The organism is Nonomuraea sp. NPDC048882 (assembly GCF_040649755.1).
GTDB lineage: Bacteria > Actinomycetota > Actinomycetes > Streptosporangiales > Streptosporangiaceae > Nonomuraea > Nonomuraea maheshkhaliensis.
Map to the genome: position 1 here is coordinate 887,274 of NZ_JBEZGB010000001.1, position 14,933 is coordinate 902,206.

A 14,933-nucleotide genomic window follows, 5' to 3' on the forward strand; every position below is an offset into this window, starting at 1 on the left:
GAAGACCCGGCTGTTCGGAACGGAGGGCCCCGGCCGCCCGACCACCGGCTCGGCGATCACGACCTCGTGCGGCCGAGCCGGACAGGACGGGCCGGATGCCCCTACAGGCCGTATTCCTTGACGATGCGCTCGTGCCGTTCGATCTCAACGTCGATCTCGCGGGCCAGGTCGAGCCAGGCCAGCGGATGCACCCACCGCTCGGTGGCGTCGTCGAGCAGGGCGTCGACCTCGGAGGGCGACACGTCGGGCGGCACCGCGACCCAGCCGAACACGCCCGGCAGCGGCTCGCTGCTGGTCGGGTGGGTGACGGTGTAGTTTTCGTCGCTGTAGACCCACATCGGCCAGCCGCGCTCGGCCATGACCTCGGTGAACTCGGCCCAGTCCTCCTCGCTCGGCGCGGCGCCGTCGAAGAAGTAGCTGGTGTAGCCGCCGGGCCGCAGGATGCGCACCGCGCCGAACGGCGGCACGAAGTTCTGCTGCTCCTCCGGGTCGTCGGGGACGGGCTCCAGCAGCTGCGGGTCGAACACGACCAGGTCGCCGGCGTTGTAGTCCATGCCGCGCGGCTGCGGCAGGGCCAGCCTGGCGGTGGCCGGGCCGGTGCGGATGGACAGCACCTGGCGCTGGCCGCCGTCGGGGGCGGGCAGGATGAGCCTGATGAGGCCCATCTCCTCCTCGATCGGGCCCTCCTTGGACTTGATCGGCATGCCGATCTTGGCCGCGCCCTTGCGCACGGTCTCCCAGTCCTCGGCCGAGGTGGCCATGACGATCATGCGCCAGACGTCCTCCTCGGCCAGCTCGTCGAGCACCTCGAGCAGCACTTCGGCGGCCCTGGCGTTCTGGTCGAGCTGCTGGGCCGCGCCGGACAGCAGGCGGCGGGCGTCGAGCCCGGCCCCGGCCGCGAGGGCGTGCTCGCCCGCTTCGACCGTCTCCTGCCAGCGCTCGCGGGCGCTGTGGAGGCGGGCCAGCGCGAGGTATTGGGCGGCGTGCGGCAGCAGCCCGGCCATCTGCTCCAGCCGCTCGTCCTGGCGGGCTTCGATGAGCAGCGTGGTCAGGTAGGCCACGTCCTCGGGGTCGGCGGTGGCGATGTCGCCGGTGTCGACGAGCAGCTTCCAGTAGATGTCGGCGCCCGTGGCGGGGTAGCCGAGGAAGCCCAGCGTGGTGGTGTGGCGGCGGGTGGCCTCCAGGTCCTCGCCGGACAGCGGCGCGAGCCAGCCCACCCACTTCTCCGGGTCGGCGTTGAAGCCGTCGGCGGCGTCGAACAGGCCCACCCGCTCGGCGAGCGGACCCGGCGGCGTCGCCTCGGTGGCGGCGTCGGCTGCGGTCCGCAGCGCGGCGATGCGCTCGGCCAGGTCGCCGGCCTCGCGCAGCTCGGCGGTGCCGGACTCGGCCACGTCGGCCAGCAGCCTGGCCTGCCAGACGCCCTGCCTGGCGATGGCCAGCTCGCCCGCGACCAGGGCCAGCTCGACCCGGGAGCGGTAGCCGCCCATCATGCCGAAGTAGTCGGTCCACTGGCGCAGGACCCGGCCGAGCTGCCAGGTGTTGGTGATCTGCGAGGAGCCGGCCAGCTTGTTGACGGCGTGGGCCCACTCGACCCACACGCGCGGGTGGTCGCCCACCACGTCGAGGTCGGGCAGGGCGTCGACGGCCTCGGCGGTGCGGCCGAGCGTGGCCAGGATGAGCGAGCGGCGCACGCCGTCGCGGTGCTCCTTGGCCACCGGGTCGTCGGCCTGGAACTCGGCCGCGGCCTGGAGCGCGGTCAGCGCGTCCTCCGCGCGGCCGGCGGCCAGCAGCGCGCGGGCGCTCTCCGCACCCAGCTCCCAGCTGGCCTCCCGGCCGGCCGTCTTCAGCCGCTCGACGGCGGACTCGGCGTAGGTCACGGCCTCGCCCGGCTTGCCCGCGTCGACGAGCGCGGCGACGTACTGGGTCACCAGGCCCGTGAAGGAGGGCCGCTCGGGGCTCATGCCCTCAAGCGCGGCGGCCAGCGTCTCCAGCCGCTCGGCCGCGTAGCCGGGGCCGTCGGTGTTGGCCCACACGACGGCCAGCGCCTCGACCGCGGCCGGGGTGGCCGGGCAGTCACGCACGTCTTCGCGCTGGGCGAACGCGAGCAGCTGCTCCACGTCGGCCAGGGCCACCGCCCCCTGCGCCCGGTCGCCGATCCGGCCGACCAGGTGCCAGTAGCGGGCGTAGAACTCGAGCCAGGGCAGCTCAAGGGTCTCCGCCTGCTGCGCGATGGCCGGGGCCATCACGTCGAGCTGCGGATATCGGCCCTCATAGGCCTGTGCGGGGAGGTCTCCCAGCGCCATGGCGAGGCCAACGTTGCCCGCCTCAGAAAGCTGCTGCTGGGTGTCGCCGACCCAGGCCCAGATGTCCACGTCCATGGGCAGTCAGTCTGCCAGGTCAACGAGCGTCCCCAAAACGCAGAAGCTCGATCAGCTCGTCCGACTCGGTCTCGGTGAGGACCGAGAACGCGGGCGCCATGAGGTCGTCCGTCGTCTCCTCGACGGCGGCGCGGCGCGCGACGAGCTCGGGACCGGGCGTGGCGTACGGCTCAGGCCACTCGAAGAACCTGGCGATCGCCTCGCCTGCCGACGTCCCGAGCGGGGCTCCGCGGTGGTCGGCGGCCAGGGTGGCGTCCAGAGGATGCATGCCCGCCGCGATCACGGCGTTGGCGTGCAGGCCGCCGCGCAGCTCGCGTACGACGTGCATGAGCTGGGCGGCCCTGGCCGGCGGGTCGCCGGGCAGCGGAACGGCCCGCCACCCCGCGAACAGCGGCGCGCCCACCGGCGACGCCTGCTCGACGACCGGCTGCAGCAGCTCGGCGATCCTGGCGCAGCCGTCGTAACCGCCCAGATTGCGCCGGCCCCACGCCTGGCACGCCTGCGCGTAGAGCTCGACGGCGTGCTCGGCCGTGAGCTTGCGGCCGCCGTTCCAGTTCGGCTCCACGTGCCGGGAGGGGAAGAAGACGGCGACCGACGTGACCACGTCGGCGTCGCACTCGCCGAGGACGCCGCAGCGGCCCCTGAAGTAGAGCTCGCGCGGGCCGAGGCCGTGCTCCTCGCAGAGCGCCTTGGCCTCTCTGGAGATCATGAAACCGCCGCCGAGCCGGCCGATCGGCGTCTTGACCTGCGCCGCCGTGGTGCGTGGGTCAGCCATGTCCACCTCTCAGTGCGTGAAGTGAACCCAGCATCCCCTACCAGAACATCATTCTGCAAGCAGGAGTTCGCCGCTGGCGACGATGGTCGCGGGACCGGACAGGTAGCTGGTCTCCTCGTCGAGGATGACCGTCAGCGTGCCGCCCAGCACCTCGATCGTCCATGTGCCGGTGGTGTCGCCCGACAGGTGGGCGGCGGCCACGGCGGTGGCCACGGCGCCGGTGCCGCAGGAGCGGGTCTCGCCGGAGCCGCGCTCGAAGACGCGCATGACCGCGCGGCTGGTGCCGACCGGGTTGAACAGCTCGATGTTGACCCCGGCGGGGAAGACGCCGGTGTCGAAGCCCGGCTGGTGGGTGAGGTCGAGCTGGGCGACGGGGTCGCCGATGGCGCAGGCCAGGTGGGGGTTGCCCATGTCGACGGCGAGCCCGGTGTATTCCTGGCTGCCCACGGTGGCCACGCTCTCGCCGGAGACCACGGGCTTGCCCATGTCGACCGTGATGTCGCCGTTCGGCTCGACGCGGATCCGCCGCACGCCGCCCCGCGTCGCGATCTCGAACTCCGAGGCGCTCACCGCGCCGGTGTCGATCAGGTAGCGGGCGAACACCCGCACGCCGTTGCCGCACATCTCCGCCATGCTGCCGTCGGCGTTGCGGTAGTCCATGAACCACTCGGCGGCCGAGGCCTGGTCGGCGACCTCGGGGCTCTGCTTCGTGCGCACCACCCGGAGCACCCCGTCGGCGCCGATGCCGGCTCTCCTGTCGCAGATCTTGGCGACGAGCGTGGCCGGTACGTCGGCCACCCCGTCGGGATCAGGCAGGATGACGAAATCGTTCTCGGTGCCGTGCCCCTTGAGAAAGCGCATGCTAGGAGTTTATTAGCGCCAGAGATCGCTCCAGGATGTCGGGGGCGTCGTACGGCAGCCAGTGCACCCGCGGGTCCCTGCGAAACCACGACTCCTGCCGCCTGGCGAAGCGCCTGGTCAGCCTGACCGTCTCGGTCATCGCCTGCTCCTCGCTCCACTCGCCGGTGAGAAAGCGGATGACCTGCGCGTAACCGAGCGCCCGCCCGGCCGTGCGCCCTTCGGCCAGCCCCTGGCCGAGCAGCGCCCGCACCTCGTCGACCAGCCCCGCCTCCCACATCCTGGCGACCCTGAGCTCGATCCGCTCGTCCAGCACCGGCCTGGGCACCTCCAGCCCGATCTGCACGCTCGGGTAGACGGCGTCGTACGACGGCATGGTGGCCGAGAACGGGCGGCCGGACAGCTCGATCACCTCCAGCGCGCGCACGATGCGCCGGCCGTTGCTGGCCAGGATGGCCGCCGCGGCGGCCGGGTCACGCTCGCGCAGGCGCTCGTGCAGGGGGCCGGGGCCCAGCTCGGCCAGCTCCTCCTCCAGCCGGGCCCTGATCTCCGGGTCGGTGCCGGGGAACTCCAGCTCGTCGATGGCCGCGCGCACGTACAGGCCGCTCCCGCCGACCAGCACCGGCACCTCGACGGCGTCGATGACGGCCCTGGCCAGTTTCTGGTACTCGGCCACGCTGGCGGTGACCGTCACGTCCCAGATGTCCAGCAGGTGGTGCGGGACCCCCCGCCGCTCGGCCTCGGTGAGCTTGGCCGTGCCGATGTCCATGCCCCGGTAGAGCTGCATGGAGTCGGCGTTGACGCACTCGCCCCCCAGCCGGAGGGCGAGGTCGACGGCGAGATCGGACTTTCCTGCGGCCGTGGGACCCACGACGGCGATGACTGGCTGCTGGCGCACGGCGACAAGTCTGCTAGAGATCGAGGAGCGTCGGCTGCAGATAACCCTCGTGGGTCAGCAGCCAGCGCTTGGTCTCCACGCCCTCGCCGCCGCTGAAGCCGCCCAGCCCGTTGCCGGCCGCGACGACCCGGTGGCAGGGCACCACGATGGGGATCGGGTTGGAGCCCATGATCGAGCCGATGCCGCGCGCGGGCACGCTGGAGCCGCTGAGCGTGGCCAGTTCGCCGTAGGTGACGGCGCTCCCGTACGGGATCCCGTGCAGGGCGCGCAGCACCCGCAGCCGCGAGCCCGACATCAGCCGCCAGTCGATCGGCGTCTCGAACCGCTTCAGCTCACCGGCGAAATAAGCATTCAGCTCGGCGACGGCGAAGGCCGTACGATCCGCATCATGAACCTCAGCCAGGTCGAGCCGGCCGGACACCCGGGCGCGGGAGCCCCAGCCCGACGCGACGAGCCCGGTCTCGGTGACGGCCAGCACGAATGGCCCCACCGGCGTCTCCACCTCGGCGAAGGCGACCGTCTCCTCGTTGGCGGTCATCATGTCCTCACGTGAGCTCGTGGTGCTGGGCACGTCCAGCGCCGTTCCTACCCGACACCGTAACCACAACGGCTACCTCCTGCGCTGGGACGGCCAGGGCTTCCTGTTCGACCCGGGCGAGGGCACGCAGCGGCAGATGGTGCACGCCGGCCTGAGCGCCAACGACGTCCACTGGCTCTGCGTGACCCACTTCCACGGCGACCACTGCCTGGGCCTCCCCGGCGTCGTCCAGCGCATCGCACGCGACAAAGTACGCCATCCGGTGCGCGCCGTCTTCCCCGCCTCCGGCCAGACCTACTGGCGGCGGCTGCGCCACGCCGCCGTGTTCGCCGACACCTCGGTCATCGCCGAGCATCCGCTCACCGGCGACCTGGCCGGCGTCGGCCCGCTCATCGCGCGCCGCCTGTCCCACCCCGTCGAGTCGTACGGCTACCGCGTCCAGGAGCCGCCCGGCCGCCGCATGCTGCCCGACAAGCTGGCCGCCCACGGCATCCGCGGCCCCGACATCGGCGAGCTCCAGCGCACCGGCTCCGTGCGCGGCGTCACCCTGGCCGAGTGCAGCGTCCCCAGACCGGGGCAGAGCGTGGCCTTCATCATGGACACCCGGCTCTGCGACGCGGTCTTCGAGCTGGCCTCAGGGGTCGACCTGCTGGTGATCGAGTCCACGTTCCTGTCGGCGGAGAGCGCGCTGGCCAAGGAGTACGGGCATCTGACGGCGTTCGAGGCCGGGGTGGTGGCGGCGGACGCGGGGGCGCGCAGGCTCGTGCTCACGCACTTCTCCGAACGGTACGGCTTCGACGACGAGCCGACCTTCGTCGCGGAAGTACGGCGCAACTTCGACGGCGAGGTGGTGACGGCCCGCGACCTGATGCGGATCCCGGTGCCGAAGCGTCAGACCGTCCACGTCCCGACGAGATAGCCGACCCCGTACGGGGCCGTCTCCATGAGCAGCCGCCCCTCGTAGTCCCGCCCGTCCGCCGCGCCCGCCAGCACCTGGAAGGCGGACCGGCCGCTCACCCACAGCCGGTCGGCCTCCTCCGGATCGAGGGCGGCCAGGGGCGTGGGGTCGCCGCCGGCGACGGCCTGGGCGATGCGGTCGTTGCAGGGGCCGGCCGCTTCGTCGTACTTGCCGGGGGCCTTCGGGCTGAGGCAGGCCGAACCGTCGGCCATGACCAGCAGCGCCACCCTGTCCGCGCGGTCGGCCAGTTGTTCACCGAGCTTGGCGCAGTCCTCGCCCGGGGCGTCCCAGGCCACCGACTGAAAGGCGTCGGGTCCGTGCGCTCCGAGCAGCAGCCGGGCCACGGTCAGCGACAGCGGGAGCACCGGCTCGCCTCGGCCCGCCGCGAGCTCCGGCCCCCAGGGGCGCAGGCTGCCCGCCGCGTCGCCGTCGTACGCGCCGGTGGCCGGCGCGCCGCCCACCACGATCAGCGCGTCGGGCCGCGCGTCGCGCAGCGTGGCGATCGCGGTGTGGCAGGCGGAGCGGAGGTCGGGCATCCCCAGGACGACCAGCGGGGTGAGCGGGCACACGGCCGCGGCGACAAGCACGAGCGCAAGCGTACGTCCGGCTCCTGCCTTGCCCGGCACGGCCCCTGCTGTTGTCAGTACGGGTCGTGGCCCGCGCGTATCTCGGCGAGCAGGCTCTCCGTGAAGGTCTGGGACGCCTGGTGCAGGCCGCTGCCGAAGCTGATCCTGGCCACCCCCAGCGCGGCCAGCCCGCCCAGCCCGGGGGTCCCCGGTCTGAACAGCACGTTGACCGGCCCGCCGAGGCCCTCGACCAGCGCCCGGATCTCATCCGCGTCGGCCAGCCCGATCGGGTACACGCAGTCGGCCCCCGCCTCCAGGTAACGCCGCCCGCGCGCCAGCGCCTCCTCGCGCGTCACCTGCCCGCGCAGGTAGAGGTCCACCCTCGCGTTGATCACCAGCCCGTCGCCGGCCGCCGCCCGCACCTCGGCCAGGAACCCGGCCTGTTCGTCCTGATCCACCATCTCGCCGCCGCCCGGCAGGGAGTCCTCCAAATTGCAGCCCACGGCCCCGGTCGCGAGCAGCCGTTCGGCCAGCTCCGCGGGCTTGAGGCCGTAGCCGCGCTCCACGTCCGCCGTGACGGGCCGGTCCACGGCCCTGACCACCCGGGCGATGGCCGCCATCATCTCCCCGACGGGCGTACGCTCTCCGTCCTCGTAGCCGAGCACCCGCGCGACCGCGGCGCTGCCGGTGGCGACCGCGGGGAACCCGGCCGCCTGCACAGCGCGGGCGGAGGCGGCGTCCCAGACGTTGGGCAGCACCAAAGGGGTTCCCGGCACGTGCAGAGCACGCAGCTCGGACGCTCTGTCAGTCGTCATACCCCGACCCTACGGACGGCACCGGCTCCTCCGAAGGGCCAGTAAGCCCCATAAACGGCAAGCCACTTCGCCGGACGCCCGACCACCACGAGCCGTCCTTGCCGCCGACATCAGGACCGGCCACCACAAACCCACTTGGCCGCCCGTCGTCAGGACCGCCGTCTCGAGTCCTTGCCACCCGGCGTCAGACCGGCCGCCGCGAGCTCACCCTGGCGCCCATCACCGGAGACGTGCTCAGCAGCCGCTCTTCGAGCACTGGCCGGGGACGAGGCCGCCGGGGCCGTCCGCCGGGCTGTCGGCCTCGGAAGGGGTGCCGGCGCCTGAGGACTGGGGCGACTTGGTGGGCGAGGTCGTCGCGGGCTTCTTGTTGGTGCCGGTCTTGGCGGAGTCGGTGCCCGTGTTGCCCGTCGTGTCCCCTGCCCTGTCACCCGTACCGGGTTGGTCTCCGCCGTCCGGGACCCCGGCGGCGACGTCGCCCATGCTGCCGTCGTCCTCGGGAGCCTCGCCCGTACGGTCGTCCCCAGGGGAGTCGGCGGGAGAGTCGGCGGTGACGTCGCCCGCCGTGGCGTCGTCGTCGCCGCCCTGATCCTGGTTCGCGTCGGCGCTCTGGGAGGTCGCGGGGCCGCCGCCCTGCTGGGCGCTCCCGAAGGGGTTCGAGGCCAGCATGTAACCGGCGCCACCGGCCACGAGCACGGCGATGAGCGCCGAACCGGCGATGAGAAGGGTCTTGTTGCTCTTCTGCCTCGGTCGTCTGTTTCCCGACGCCCTGTTTTCCAGGCGGGTGTCTCCCGGCCCGGTGAGGATCTCCTGGCGATCCGCCTCGGTCGGATCTTGCATGGCGTTACAGCTCCCTGCGGTCGTATCGGGGAAAGCTCGCCGGCTTCCGCGGGTGATGGACCACACTAGCCGCAACAGCTGAATGCTCGCACAACAATCACAAAGGAATCACGACTTGTCCCCCCTTAGATCCATTAGCCCAGGTAGCCGCGCCAACCTGGCACCCGTGGCCGGAGCCACCGGGGTGCTCGCCACAGCGGCGCTGGGAATATTCCTGGCATTCACCAACAGTAAGGAACCGTCACCGCAAACACCTCAGGAAATGGATCAGGAAACCCCGCTTTCCCCAAGATCAATACCACTCTCGGCATCGAATACGCCACCGACGGCGACCGTCCTTCCGCCGTCGGTGGCGCCTATGGCTGGAACGCTCCAATTCCCGACGGCCCAGCCCGCCGACGTCATGCTCGGCCCGCTGACGCCCCCGTGGATCGAGACCGTTCCGCCCCCGAATGCGAGCCTGCCGCCCTGGGGAGCGCACCTCCCTCCTGTGGGCGCTGAACTGCCGCCCGTGGGCGCCGACCTGCCAGCCGTGGGCGCGGATCTGCCGCTCATCCCCTCGGCGACGGCCGGCCCGCCGGTCACCCCCGTCGCCGAGGACGCGGGTCCGCGCCGACCAGGCAGGGACGGGAACCGCCCCCCGAAGGTCCGACCCGCCCCACGGGCCACCCCGCAGGTGCCCCCTGAGGAGCGCCCGTCACCCAGCGGCCTCGCCCCACCGCCCCTGCCGTCCCAGCCGCTGCGGCCCCCGTCGTCACGGCCGATCGCACCCCAGCCGTCCCACCCGCCGTCCCACCCGGCGTCCCACCCGGCGTCCCGGCCGGCCCCGCCGGGCCGCGCGGGCCCCGACCCCTGCGCCACCATGCACGACTTCCGCCGCCGCCCCTGCTACGACATGCTCGACCGCCTCACGCGGTAGACCCCCGGCACAGCGAAGGGCGGCCCCGGATGATCCGGAGCCGCCCTTCCCAGCAGTACGCAGAAGAGCCCGGCGAGACGGGCAACGGCATGGGCCGCCCGTCGTCAGCGGTACCGGCCAGACCCGGCGGGACCGGCGACGGCGCGGGCCGCCCGACCGTCGTCAGTGCGCCGTCAGTGCGCCGTCAGTGCGCCGTCAGTGCGCCGAGCAGGCCCCTGTCGAGGCCGGCAGCGGGGCGGGCCGTCCGACGGTGGGCATGCCCAGCAGCACCCCCGAGCCGCCGCCCGAGCTCCCGCCGCCCTGGCGGGCCTCCCAGGCGTCTCCCGCCCTGGTCCGCCGCAGCCCCAGCACGGCCCCGTCGGCCACCAGGTGGTGCGGCGCCGCGTACGTCACCTCGACCGTCACCATGTCACCGGGCCGCGGCGTCTCCTCGCCCACCGCGAAGTGCACGAGCCGGTTGTCCGCCGCGCGCCCCGACAGCCGGCGGGTGGCCTCGTCCTTGCGCCCCTCGCCCTCGGCCACCAGCACTTCGAGCGTCCGCCCGACCTGCTTCTTGTTCTCCTCCCATGAAATCTCCTCCTGCAGCGCCACCAGTCGTTCGTAGCGCTCCTGGACGACCTCCTTGGGCACCTGGTCCGCCATCGTGGCCGCGGGCGTGCCGGGGCGGATGGAGTACTGGAAGGTGAAGGCGTTGGCGAAGCGGCTCTGCCGGACGACGTCGAGGGTCGCCTGGAAGTCCTCCTCGGTCTCGCCGGGGAAGCCGACGATGATGTCGGTGGAGATGGCCGCGTCGGGCATGGCGGCGCGTACGCGTTCGATGATGCCGAGATAGCGCTCGGCCCGGTAGGAGCGGCGCATCGCCCGCAGCACCCGGTCGGAGCCCGACTGCAGCGGCATGTGCAGCTGGTGCATGACGTTGGGCGTCTCCGCCATGGCGGCGATCACGTCGTCGGTGAACGCGGCGGGGTGCGGCGAGGTGAAGCGGACCCGTTCGAGCCCCTCGATGTCGCCGCAGGCGCGCAGCAGCTTGCCGAAGGCCAGCCGGTCGCCGAACTCCACGCCGTAGGTGTTGACGTTCTGGCCGAGCAGGGTGACCTCCAGCACGCCCTGCTCCACCAGCGTGCTGACCTCGGCGAGGACGTCGCCGGGCCGGCGGTCCTTCTCCTTGCCGCGCAGCGACGGCACGATGCAGAACGTGCAGGTGTTGTTGCAGCCGACCGAGACCGACACCCAGGCGGCGTACGCGGACTCGCGCTTGGTCGGCAGCGTCGAGGGAAAGACCTCGAGCGACTCCTTCAGCTCGACCTGCGCCTCACCCTCGACGCGGGCCCGCTCCAGCAGCACCGGCAGCGAGCCGATGTTGTGCGTGCCGAACACGACGTCGACCCACGGCGCCTTGCGGACGATCTCGCCCTGGTCCTTCTGCGCCAGGCAGCCGCCGACGGCGATCTGCATGCGCGGATTGCTCACCTTGGCCGGTCTGAGGTGGCCCAGGTTGCCGTAGAGGCGGTTGTCGGCGTTTTCCCGCACGGCGCACGTGTTGAACACGACGACGTCGGCCGCCTCCCCGTCGGGAGCGGCCACATAGCCGGCGTCCTCCAGCAGGCCTGACAGCCGCTCGGAGTCGTGGACGTTCATCTGGCACCCGTATGTGCGCACTTCGTAGGTGCGGGCGCCCTCCTGAGTCACAGTCATGGCATGTTCAAGGGTAGTCGGTGTCAGCCTTGGGACTGCCCGGACCGATCTAAAAGGCCTGCTTGATGGCACGATGTGATCGGATCGGTACCGCTCGGTTAGTGCACAGCGTTCTAACGCCCTCTACGTTTTACTCCATGACGGAGAACGGCGACGCCACTCCACTTGTGCAGTTGGAGAACGTCAACAAGCACTTCGGGGCGCTGCATGTCCTGAAGAACATCAACTTGACCGTCTCTCGTGGCGAGGTATTGGTCGTCATCGGTCCCTCGGGCGGCGGGAAGTCGACGCTCTGCCGCACGATCAACCGGCTGGAGACGATCAACGACGGCAAGATCATATTTGACGGCCAGGTGCTGCCCGACGAGGGCAAGGCGTTGGCCAGGCTGCGTTCCGACGTCGGAATGGTCTTTCAGTCGTTCAACTTGTTCGCCCACAAGACCATCCGGGAAAACGTCACGCTCGGCCCGATGAAGGTGCGCGGCAAGGCCAGGGACGCCGCCAACCAGCGGGCGATGGAACTGCTCGAAAGAGTGGGCATCGCCGCGCAGGCGGACAAATATCCGGCCCAGCTCTCCGGCGGTCAGCAACAACGTGTGGCGATCGCCAGAGCACTGGCCATGGACCCGAAAATGATCCTGTTCGACGAGCCGACCTCCGCACTCGACCCCGAGATGGTGCAAGAGGTCCTCGATGTCATGATCGGGCTGGCACGTGACGGGATGACCATGATGGTCGTCACGCACGAGATGGGGTTCGCCCGCCGGGCCGCGAACCGGGTGGTGTTCATGGCCGAGGGGCAGATCGTCGAGGAGAACACTCCCGACGAGTTCTTCACCAATGCGCAGACGGACCGGGCGCGAGACTTCCTTTCGAAGATCCTCACGCACTGACTATTGAGGCAGGTACACATGCACATGCGTCGAACGGGAGCAGTGCTCTCCATTGCGGCTCTGGCCGCGGGCCTGACCGCCTGTGGCGGTGGCGGCGGTGAGTCGTACGCCAACGTGGCCGACAAGATCGCGGGCGGCGGCACGATCGTGGTCGGCACCAAGTGGGACCAGCCCAGCCTGGGCCTGAAGATGGGCAACGAGCCCGAGGGCTTCGACGTCGACGTGGCCAAAGCCGTGCTCAAGGAAGTGGCCGGCGGCAAGGACGTGAAGATCGAGTGGAAGGAGTCGGCCTCGTCCAACCGCGAGCCGTTCCTCCAGAACGGCACGGTCGACATCATCTTCGCCACCTACTCCATCACGGAGGAGCGCAAGGGCAAGGTGACCTTCGGCGGCCCCTACGTCGTGGCGCACCAGGACGTGATGGTCCGCAAGGACGACACCTCGATCAACAGCCCTCAGGACCTCAAGGGCAAGAAGATCTGCAAGGCCGCGGGCTCCAACTCCTACAAGCGCATCACCGACCCGCCCCCGGACGGTGAGCTCGACATCGACGCGACCACCGTCGACGCCGGCAACTACTCCGAGTGCGTGCAGAAGCTCACCGGCAGCAACCTCGACGCCGTCACCACCGACGACCTGATCCTGGCGGGCTTCGCCAAGCAGGCGGGCGGCAACTTCAAGGTGCTGGGCCAGGGCTTCACGGACGAGAAGTACGGCATCGGCCTGAAGAAGGGCGACACCAAGACGTGTGAGGCCCTCAACACCGCGGTGAAGAAGCTGTGGGACAACGGCACCATGAAGCAGCTGCTGGACAAGTGGTTCGGCGGCATCCAGGGCCTGAAGTTGTCCGAGACCGCGCCTCCCGCCGAGGGTTGCGCCTGATCACACCAGGGGCGGCGGCCGGTGACCCGGCCGCCGCCGTCCTATGCGGTGGAGCACGATGGACGAACTAATCAAATACGCCCCGGATCTCGGGCTGGGATTCCTGGAGAACGTCAAGCTGTCCCTCGTGGCGGCCGTCGCCTCCCTGATCCTCGGCACGGTCCTGGTGGCGATGCGGGTCTCACCCACGCCGGTCCTGCGCGCGGCCGGCACCATTTACGTCAACGTGGTGCGTAACACCCCGCTCACGCTGGTGCTGGCGTTCTCCGCGCTGGGCCTGAGCGACCAGCTCGGCCTGGTGTTCTCGGACGTGCCGTCGACCAACTCGTTCTGGATCGTGGCGATGGGCCTGTCGGTCTACACCGCGGCCTTCGTGTGTGAGTCGCTGCGCGCCGGCATCAACACCGTGCCGATGGGCCAGGCGGAGGCGGCCAGGGCGATCGGGCTCACGTTCATGCAGTCGCTGCGGATGATCGTCCTGCCCCAGGCGTTCCGCGCGGTCGTCGCGCCGCTCGGCAGCGTCATGATCGCCATGATCAAGAACACCACGGTGGCCACCGCGGGCGGATACCTCGCCGACGCCGCGGCGGTCATGAAGATCACCTTCGACACGACCGGCGCGTCGATCCCGATCTTCCTCGGCATCGTCGTCGCCTTCATGGCGCTGACCATGCCCATCGGCTTCTTCACCGGCTGGTTGTCGCGACGTCTGGCGGTGGCCCGATGAGCACGTCCGTACTGTTCGACGCGCCCGGCCCGCGCGGGCGGCTGCGCAACCACGCGCTCACGGTGATCAGCGTCCTCGCCGTCATCGCCGTCCTGTACGGCGTCTATCGCGGCTTCGACGCCAAGGGCCAGTTCGAAGGCAAGATCTGGCAGCCGTTCCTGCAGTGGGAGACGTGGGAGTTCTACATCTTCCCCGGCCTCATCGGCACCCTGGAGGCGGCGGCCGTCTCGGCGGTGCTGGCACTGGCCTTCGGCTCGGTCTTCGGTCTGGCCAGGCTCTCCGACCACGCGTGGGTCCGGATCCCGGCCGGTGCGGTGGTCGAGGTGTTCCGGTCCATCCCGCTGCTGCTGCTGATCTTCTTCATCTTCTACCTGGCGCCCATGCTCATTGGCGGCGGCGACTACGCCTTCTTCGCGGTCGTGCTCGGCCTGACCCTCTACAACGGCTCCGTGCTGGCCGAGGTCGTCAGGGCCGGCGTGTACGCCGTGCCGAAGGGGCAGTCGGAGGCCGCGTACGCGGTCGGCATGCGCAAGAACCAGGTGATGCGGCTGGTGCTGCTGCCGCAGGCCATCACCGCGATGATGCCGGCGATCGTCAGCCAGCTCGTGGTGCTGCTGAAGGACACCGCGCTCGGCTACATCATCGCCTACGTCGACCTGCTCAACACCGGCTTCAAGATCATGCCGGCCCGCTTCTTCGGCTCGCTGATCCCGGCGGCGATCGTCGTCGGCATCATCTACGTGGCGCTCAACATGGCGCTGAGCTACCTGGCCACCTGGCTGGAAAGGCGCAGCAGGCGCAGCCGCAAGACGGCGGCCGTCCCGATCGCGGCGCCCGGATCGGCCGAGGTCGGCATCGGCGCCGGTCAGGGCACGGCTGGTGGCGGCCTGGGTCCTGACAAACCCCTCGAGTGACCGCGGGGCGGCGGGCGTGCTGGCGCCCGCCGCCCTGACGGGCTCTCGGGCTTGGTCTCGGGGGCTCGTTCGCCTTGAGGGGCCTCAGGCTTGGCTTCGGGGGTTTGTCACCTTGATGGGCCCCCAGGGGTTTGTCACCTTGGCGGGCCCTCAAGCTTGGCCTCAGGCGTTTGTCACCTTGACGAGCCCTCCACTTTGTCGCCTTTCTCCCCATAGATCGCCAAGAAACACCCACGACTGCGTCGAATCCGCGTTCCGCACGGCTCGCGTGGGTTACCCA

The 14,933-nt window shown here is 70.8% G+C and carries 15 protein-coding genes; 6 read left to right on the top strand and 9 right to left on the bottom strand.

Annotated features, from left to right (window positions below; all coding sequences use genetic code 11):
- Positions 1–101: 101 nt before the first annotated feature.
- Genes AB0C27_RS03815 through AB0C27_RS03835 form a run of 5 tightly spaced genes read right to left on the bottom strand, consistent with a single transcriptional unit; the run spans position 102 to position 5,450 of the window.
- Entirely contained in the window at positions 102–2,378 is a 2,277-nt protein-coding gene (locus AB0C27_RS03815) for a tetratricopeptide repeat protein (protein WP_357837326.1), read from the bottom strand.
- 19 nt (positions 2,379–2,397) lie between these two features.
- Positions 2,398–3,153 (bottom strand): hypothetical protein, encoded by a 756-nt coding sequence (locus tag AB0C27_RS03820; RefSeq protein WP_357837329.1) that lies wholly within the window; start codon positions 3,151–3,153, stop codon positions 2,398–2,400.
- 48 nt (positions 3,154–3,201) lie between these two features.
- A complete protein-coding gene (dapF, locus tag AB0C27_RS03825; protein WP_357837332.1) occupies positions 3,202–4,014 on the bottom strand; it encodes a diaminopimelate epimerase in 813 nt (270 codons plus the stop codon).
- 1 nt (position 4,015) lies between these two features.
- On the bottom strand, positions 4,016–4,909 hold the full coding sequence (gene miaA, locus AB0C27_RS03830) for a tRNA (adenosine(37)-N6)-dimethylallyltransferase MiaA (protein WP_357837335.1): 894 nt from the start codon (positions 4,907–4,909) through the stop codon (positions 4,016–4,018).
- Positions 4,910–4,922: 13 nt separating this feature from the next.
- Positions 4,923–5,450, bottom strand: coding sequence for a methylated-DNA--[protein]-cysteine S-methyltransferase (locus AB0C27_RS03835; RefSeq protein ID WP_357837338.1), 528 nt, complete (start codon positions 5,448–5,450; stop codon positions 4,923–4,925).
- Here AB0C27_RS03835 and AB0C27_RS03840 point away from each other — a divergent pair.
- Positions 5,449–6,366 (top strand): ribonuclease Z, encoded by a 918-nt coding sequence (locus AB0C27_RS03840; RefSeq protein ID WP_357837340.1) that lies wholly within the window; start codon positions 5,449–5,451, stop codon positions 6,364–6,366. The two genes, AB0C27_RS03835 and AB0C27_RS03840, sit on opposite strands and share 2 nt — an antisense overlap.
- Here AB0C27_RS03840 and AB0C27_RS03845 read toward each other — a convergent pair.
- From AB0C27_RS03845 to AB0C27_RS03855, 3 genes are all read right to left on the bottom strand, one after another.
- Positions 6,339–6,992, bottom strand: coding sequence for a hypothetical protein (locus AB0C27_RS03845; protein ID WP_357837343.1), 654 nt, complete (start codon positions 6,990–6,992; stop codon positions 6,339–6,341). The two genes, AB0C27_RS03840 and AB0C27_RS03845, sit on opposite strands and share 28 nt — an antisense overlap.
- A 53-nt stretch (positions 6,993–7,045) precedes the next feature.
- On the bottom strand, positions 7,046–7,786 hold the full coding sequence (locus AB0C27_RS03850; protein ID WP_357837346.1) for an isocitrate lyase/phosphoenolpyruvate mutase family protein: 741 nt from the start codon (positions 7,784–7,786) through the stop codon (positions 7,046–7,048).
- A gap of 234 nt (positions 7,787–8,020) precedes the next feature.
- Positions 8,021–8,623 carry a hypothetical protein gene (locus tag AB0C27_RS03855; RefSeq protein WP_357837349.1) on the bottom strand — a complete coding sequence of 201 codons (603 nt, stop codon included), beginning with the start codon at positions 8,621–8,623 and terminating at the stop codon, positions 8,021–8,023.
- 358 nt (positions 8,624–8,981) lie between these two features.
- Here AB0C27_RS03855 and AB0C27_RS03860 point away from each other — a divergent pair, with 358 nt between their 5' ends.
- Positions 8,982–9,542, top strand: a complete 561-nt coding sequence (locus AB0C27_RS03860) for a hypothetical protein (RefSeq protein ID WP_357837352.1) — start codon at positions 8,982–8,984, stop codon at positions 9,540–9,542.
- A 195-nt stretch (positions 9,543–9,737) separates the two neighbouring features.
- Here the strand turns inward: AB0C27_RS03860 and miaB are convergent, their stop codons facing one another.
- The gene (gene miaB, locus AB0C27_RS03865; protein ID WP_357837355.1) at positions 9,738–11,237 is read right to left on the bottom strand and encodes a tRNA (N6-isopentenyl adenosine(37)-C2)-methylthiotransferase MiaB; all 1,500 of its coding nucleotides are present in this window, start codon (positions 11,235–11,237) and stop codon (positions 9,738–9,740) included.
- A 137-nt stretch (positions 11,238–11,374) separates the two neighbouring features.
- Between miaB and AB0C27_RS03870 the strand changes: the two genes are divergently transcribed.
- The 4 genes from AB0C27_RS03870 to AB0C27_RS03885 are packed head-to-tail and all read left to right on the top strand — an operon-like array spanning position 11,375 to position 14,653.
- A complete protein-coding gene (locus tag AB0C27_RS03870; RefSeq protein WP_346108779.1) occupies positions 11,375–12,130 on the top strand; it encodes an amino acid ABC transporter ATP-binding protein in 756 nt (251 codons plus the stop codon).
- Between the two features lie 42 nt (positions 12,131–12,172).
- A complete protein-coding gene (locus AB0C27_RS03875) occupies positions 12,173–13,012 on the top strand; it encodes a glutamate ABC transporter substrate-binding protein (protein ID WP_357837358.1) in 840 nt (279 codons plus the stop codon).
- A 58-nt stretch (positions 13,013–13,070) separates the two neighbouring features.
- Positions 13,071–13,739, top strand: a complete 669-nt coding sequence (locus AB0C27_RS03880; RefSeq protein ID WP_357837361.1) for an amino acid ABC transporter permease — start codon at positions 13,071–13,073, stop codon at positions 13,737–13,739.
- Entirely contained in the window at positions 13,736–14,653 is a 918-nt protein-coding gene (locus AB0C27_RS03885) for an amino acid ABC transporter permease (protein WP_357837364.1), read from the top strand. The genes AB0C27_RS03880 and AB0C27_RS03885 overlap by 4 nt, the downstream gene beginning before the upstream one ends.
- Positions 14,654–14,933: the final 280 nt, after the last annotated feature.

Bases quoted from the DNA above. Each gene is read 5' to 3' on its own strand.
- AB0C27_RS03815 (WP_357837326.1), bottom strand. From the start codon at position 2,378: ATGGACGTGGACATCTGGGCCTGGGTCGGCGACACCCAGCAGCAGCTT.
- AB0C27_RS03820 (WP_357837329.1), bottom strand. From the start codon at position 3,153: ATGGCTGACCCACGCACCACGGCGGCGCAGGTCAAGACGCCGATCGGC.
- dapF (WP_357837332.1), bottom strand. From the start codon at position 4,014: ATGCGCTTTCTCAAGGGGCACGGCACCGAGAACGATTTCGTCATCCTG.
- AB0C27_RS03840 (WP_357837340.1), top strand. From the start codon at position 5,449: ATGTCCTCACGTGAGCTCGTGGTGCTGGGCACGTCCAGCGCCGTTCCT.
- AB0C27_RS03835 (WP_357837338.1), bottom strand. From the start codon at position 5,450: ATGATGACCGCCAACGAGGAGACGGTCGCCTTCGCCGAGGTGGAGACG.
- AB0C27_RS03850 (WP_357837346.1), bottom strand. From the start codon at position 7,786: ATGACGACTGACAGAGCGTCCGAGCTGCGTGCTCTGCACGTGCCGGGA.
- AB0C27_RS03855 (WP_357837349.1), bottom strand. From the start codon at position 8,623: ATGCAAGATCCGACCGAGGCGGATCGCCAGGAGATCCTCACCGGGCCG.
- AB0C27_RS03860 (WP_357837352.1), top strand. From the start codon at position 8,982: ATGGCTGGAACGCTCCAATTCCCGACGGCCCAGCCCGCCGACGTCATG.
- miaB (WP_357837355.1), bottom strand. From the start codon at position 11,237: ATGACTGTGACTCAGGAGGGCGCCCGCACCTACGAAGTGCGCACATAC.
- AB0C27_RS03870 (WP_346108779.1), top strand. From the start codon at position 11,375: ATGACGGAGAACGGCGACGCCACTCCACTTGTGCAGTTGGAGAACGTC.
- AB0C27_RS03880 (WP_357837361.1), top strand. From the start codon at position 13,071: ATGGACGAACTAATCAAATACGCCCCGGATCTCGGGCTGGGATTCCTG.
- AB0C27_RS03885 (WP_357837364.1), top strand. From the start codon at position 13,736: ATGAGCACGTCCGTACTGTTCGACGCGCCCGGCCCGCGCGGGCGGCTG.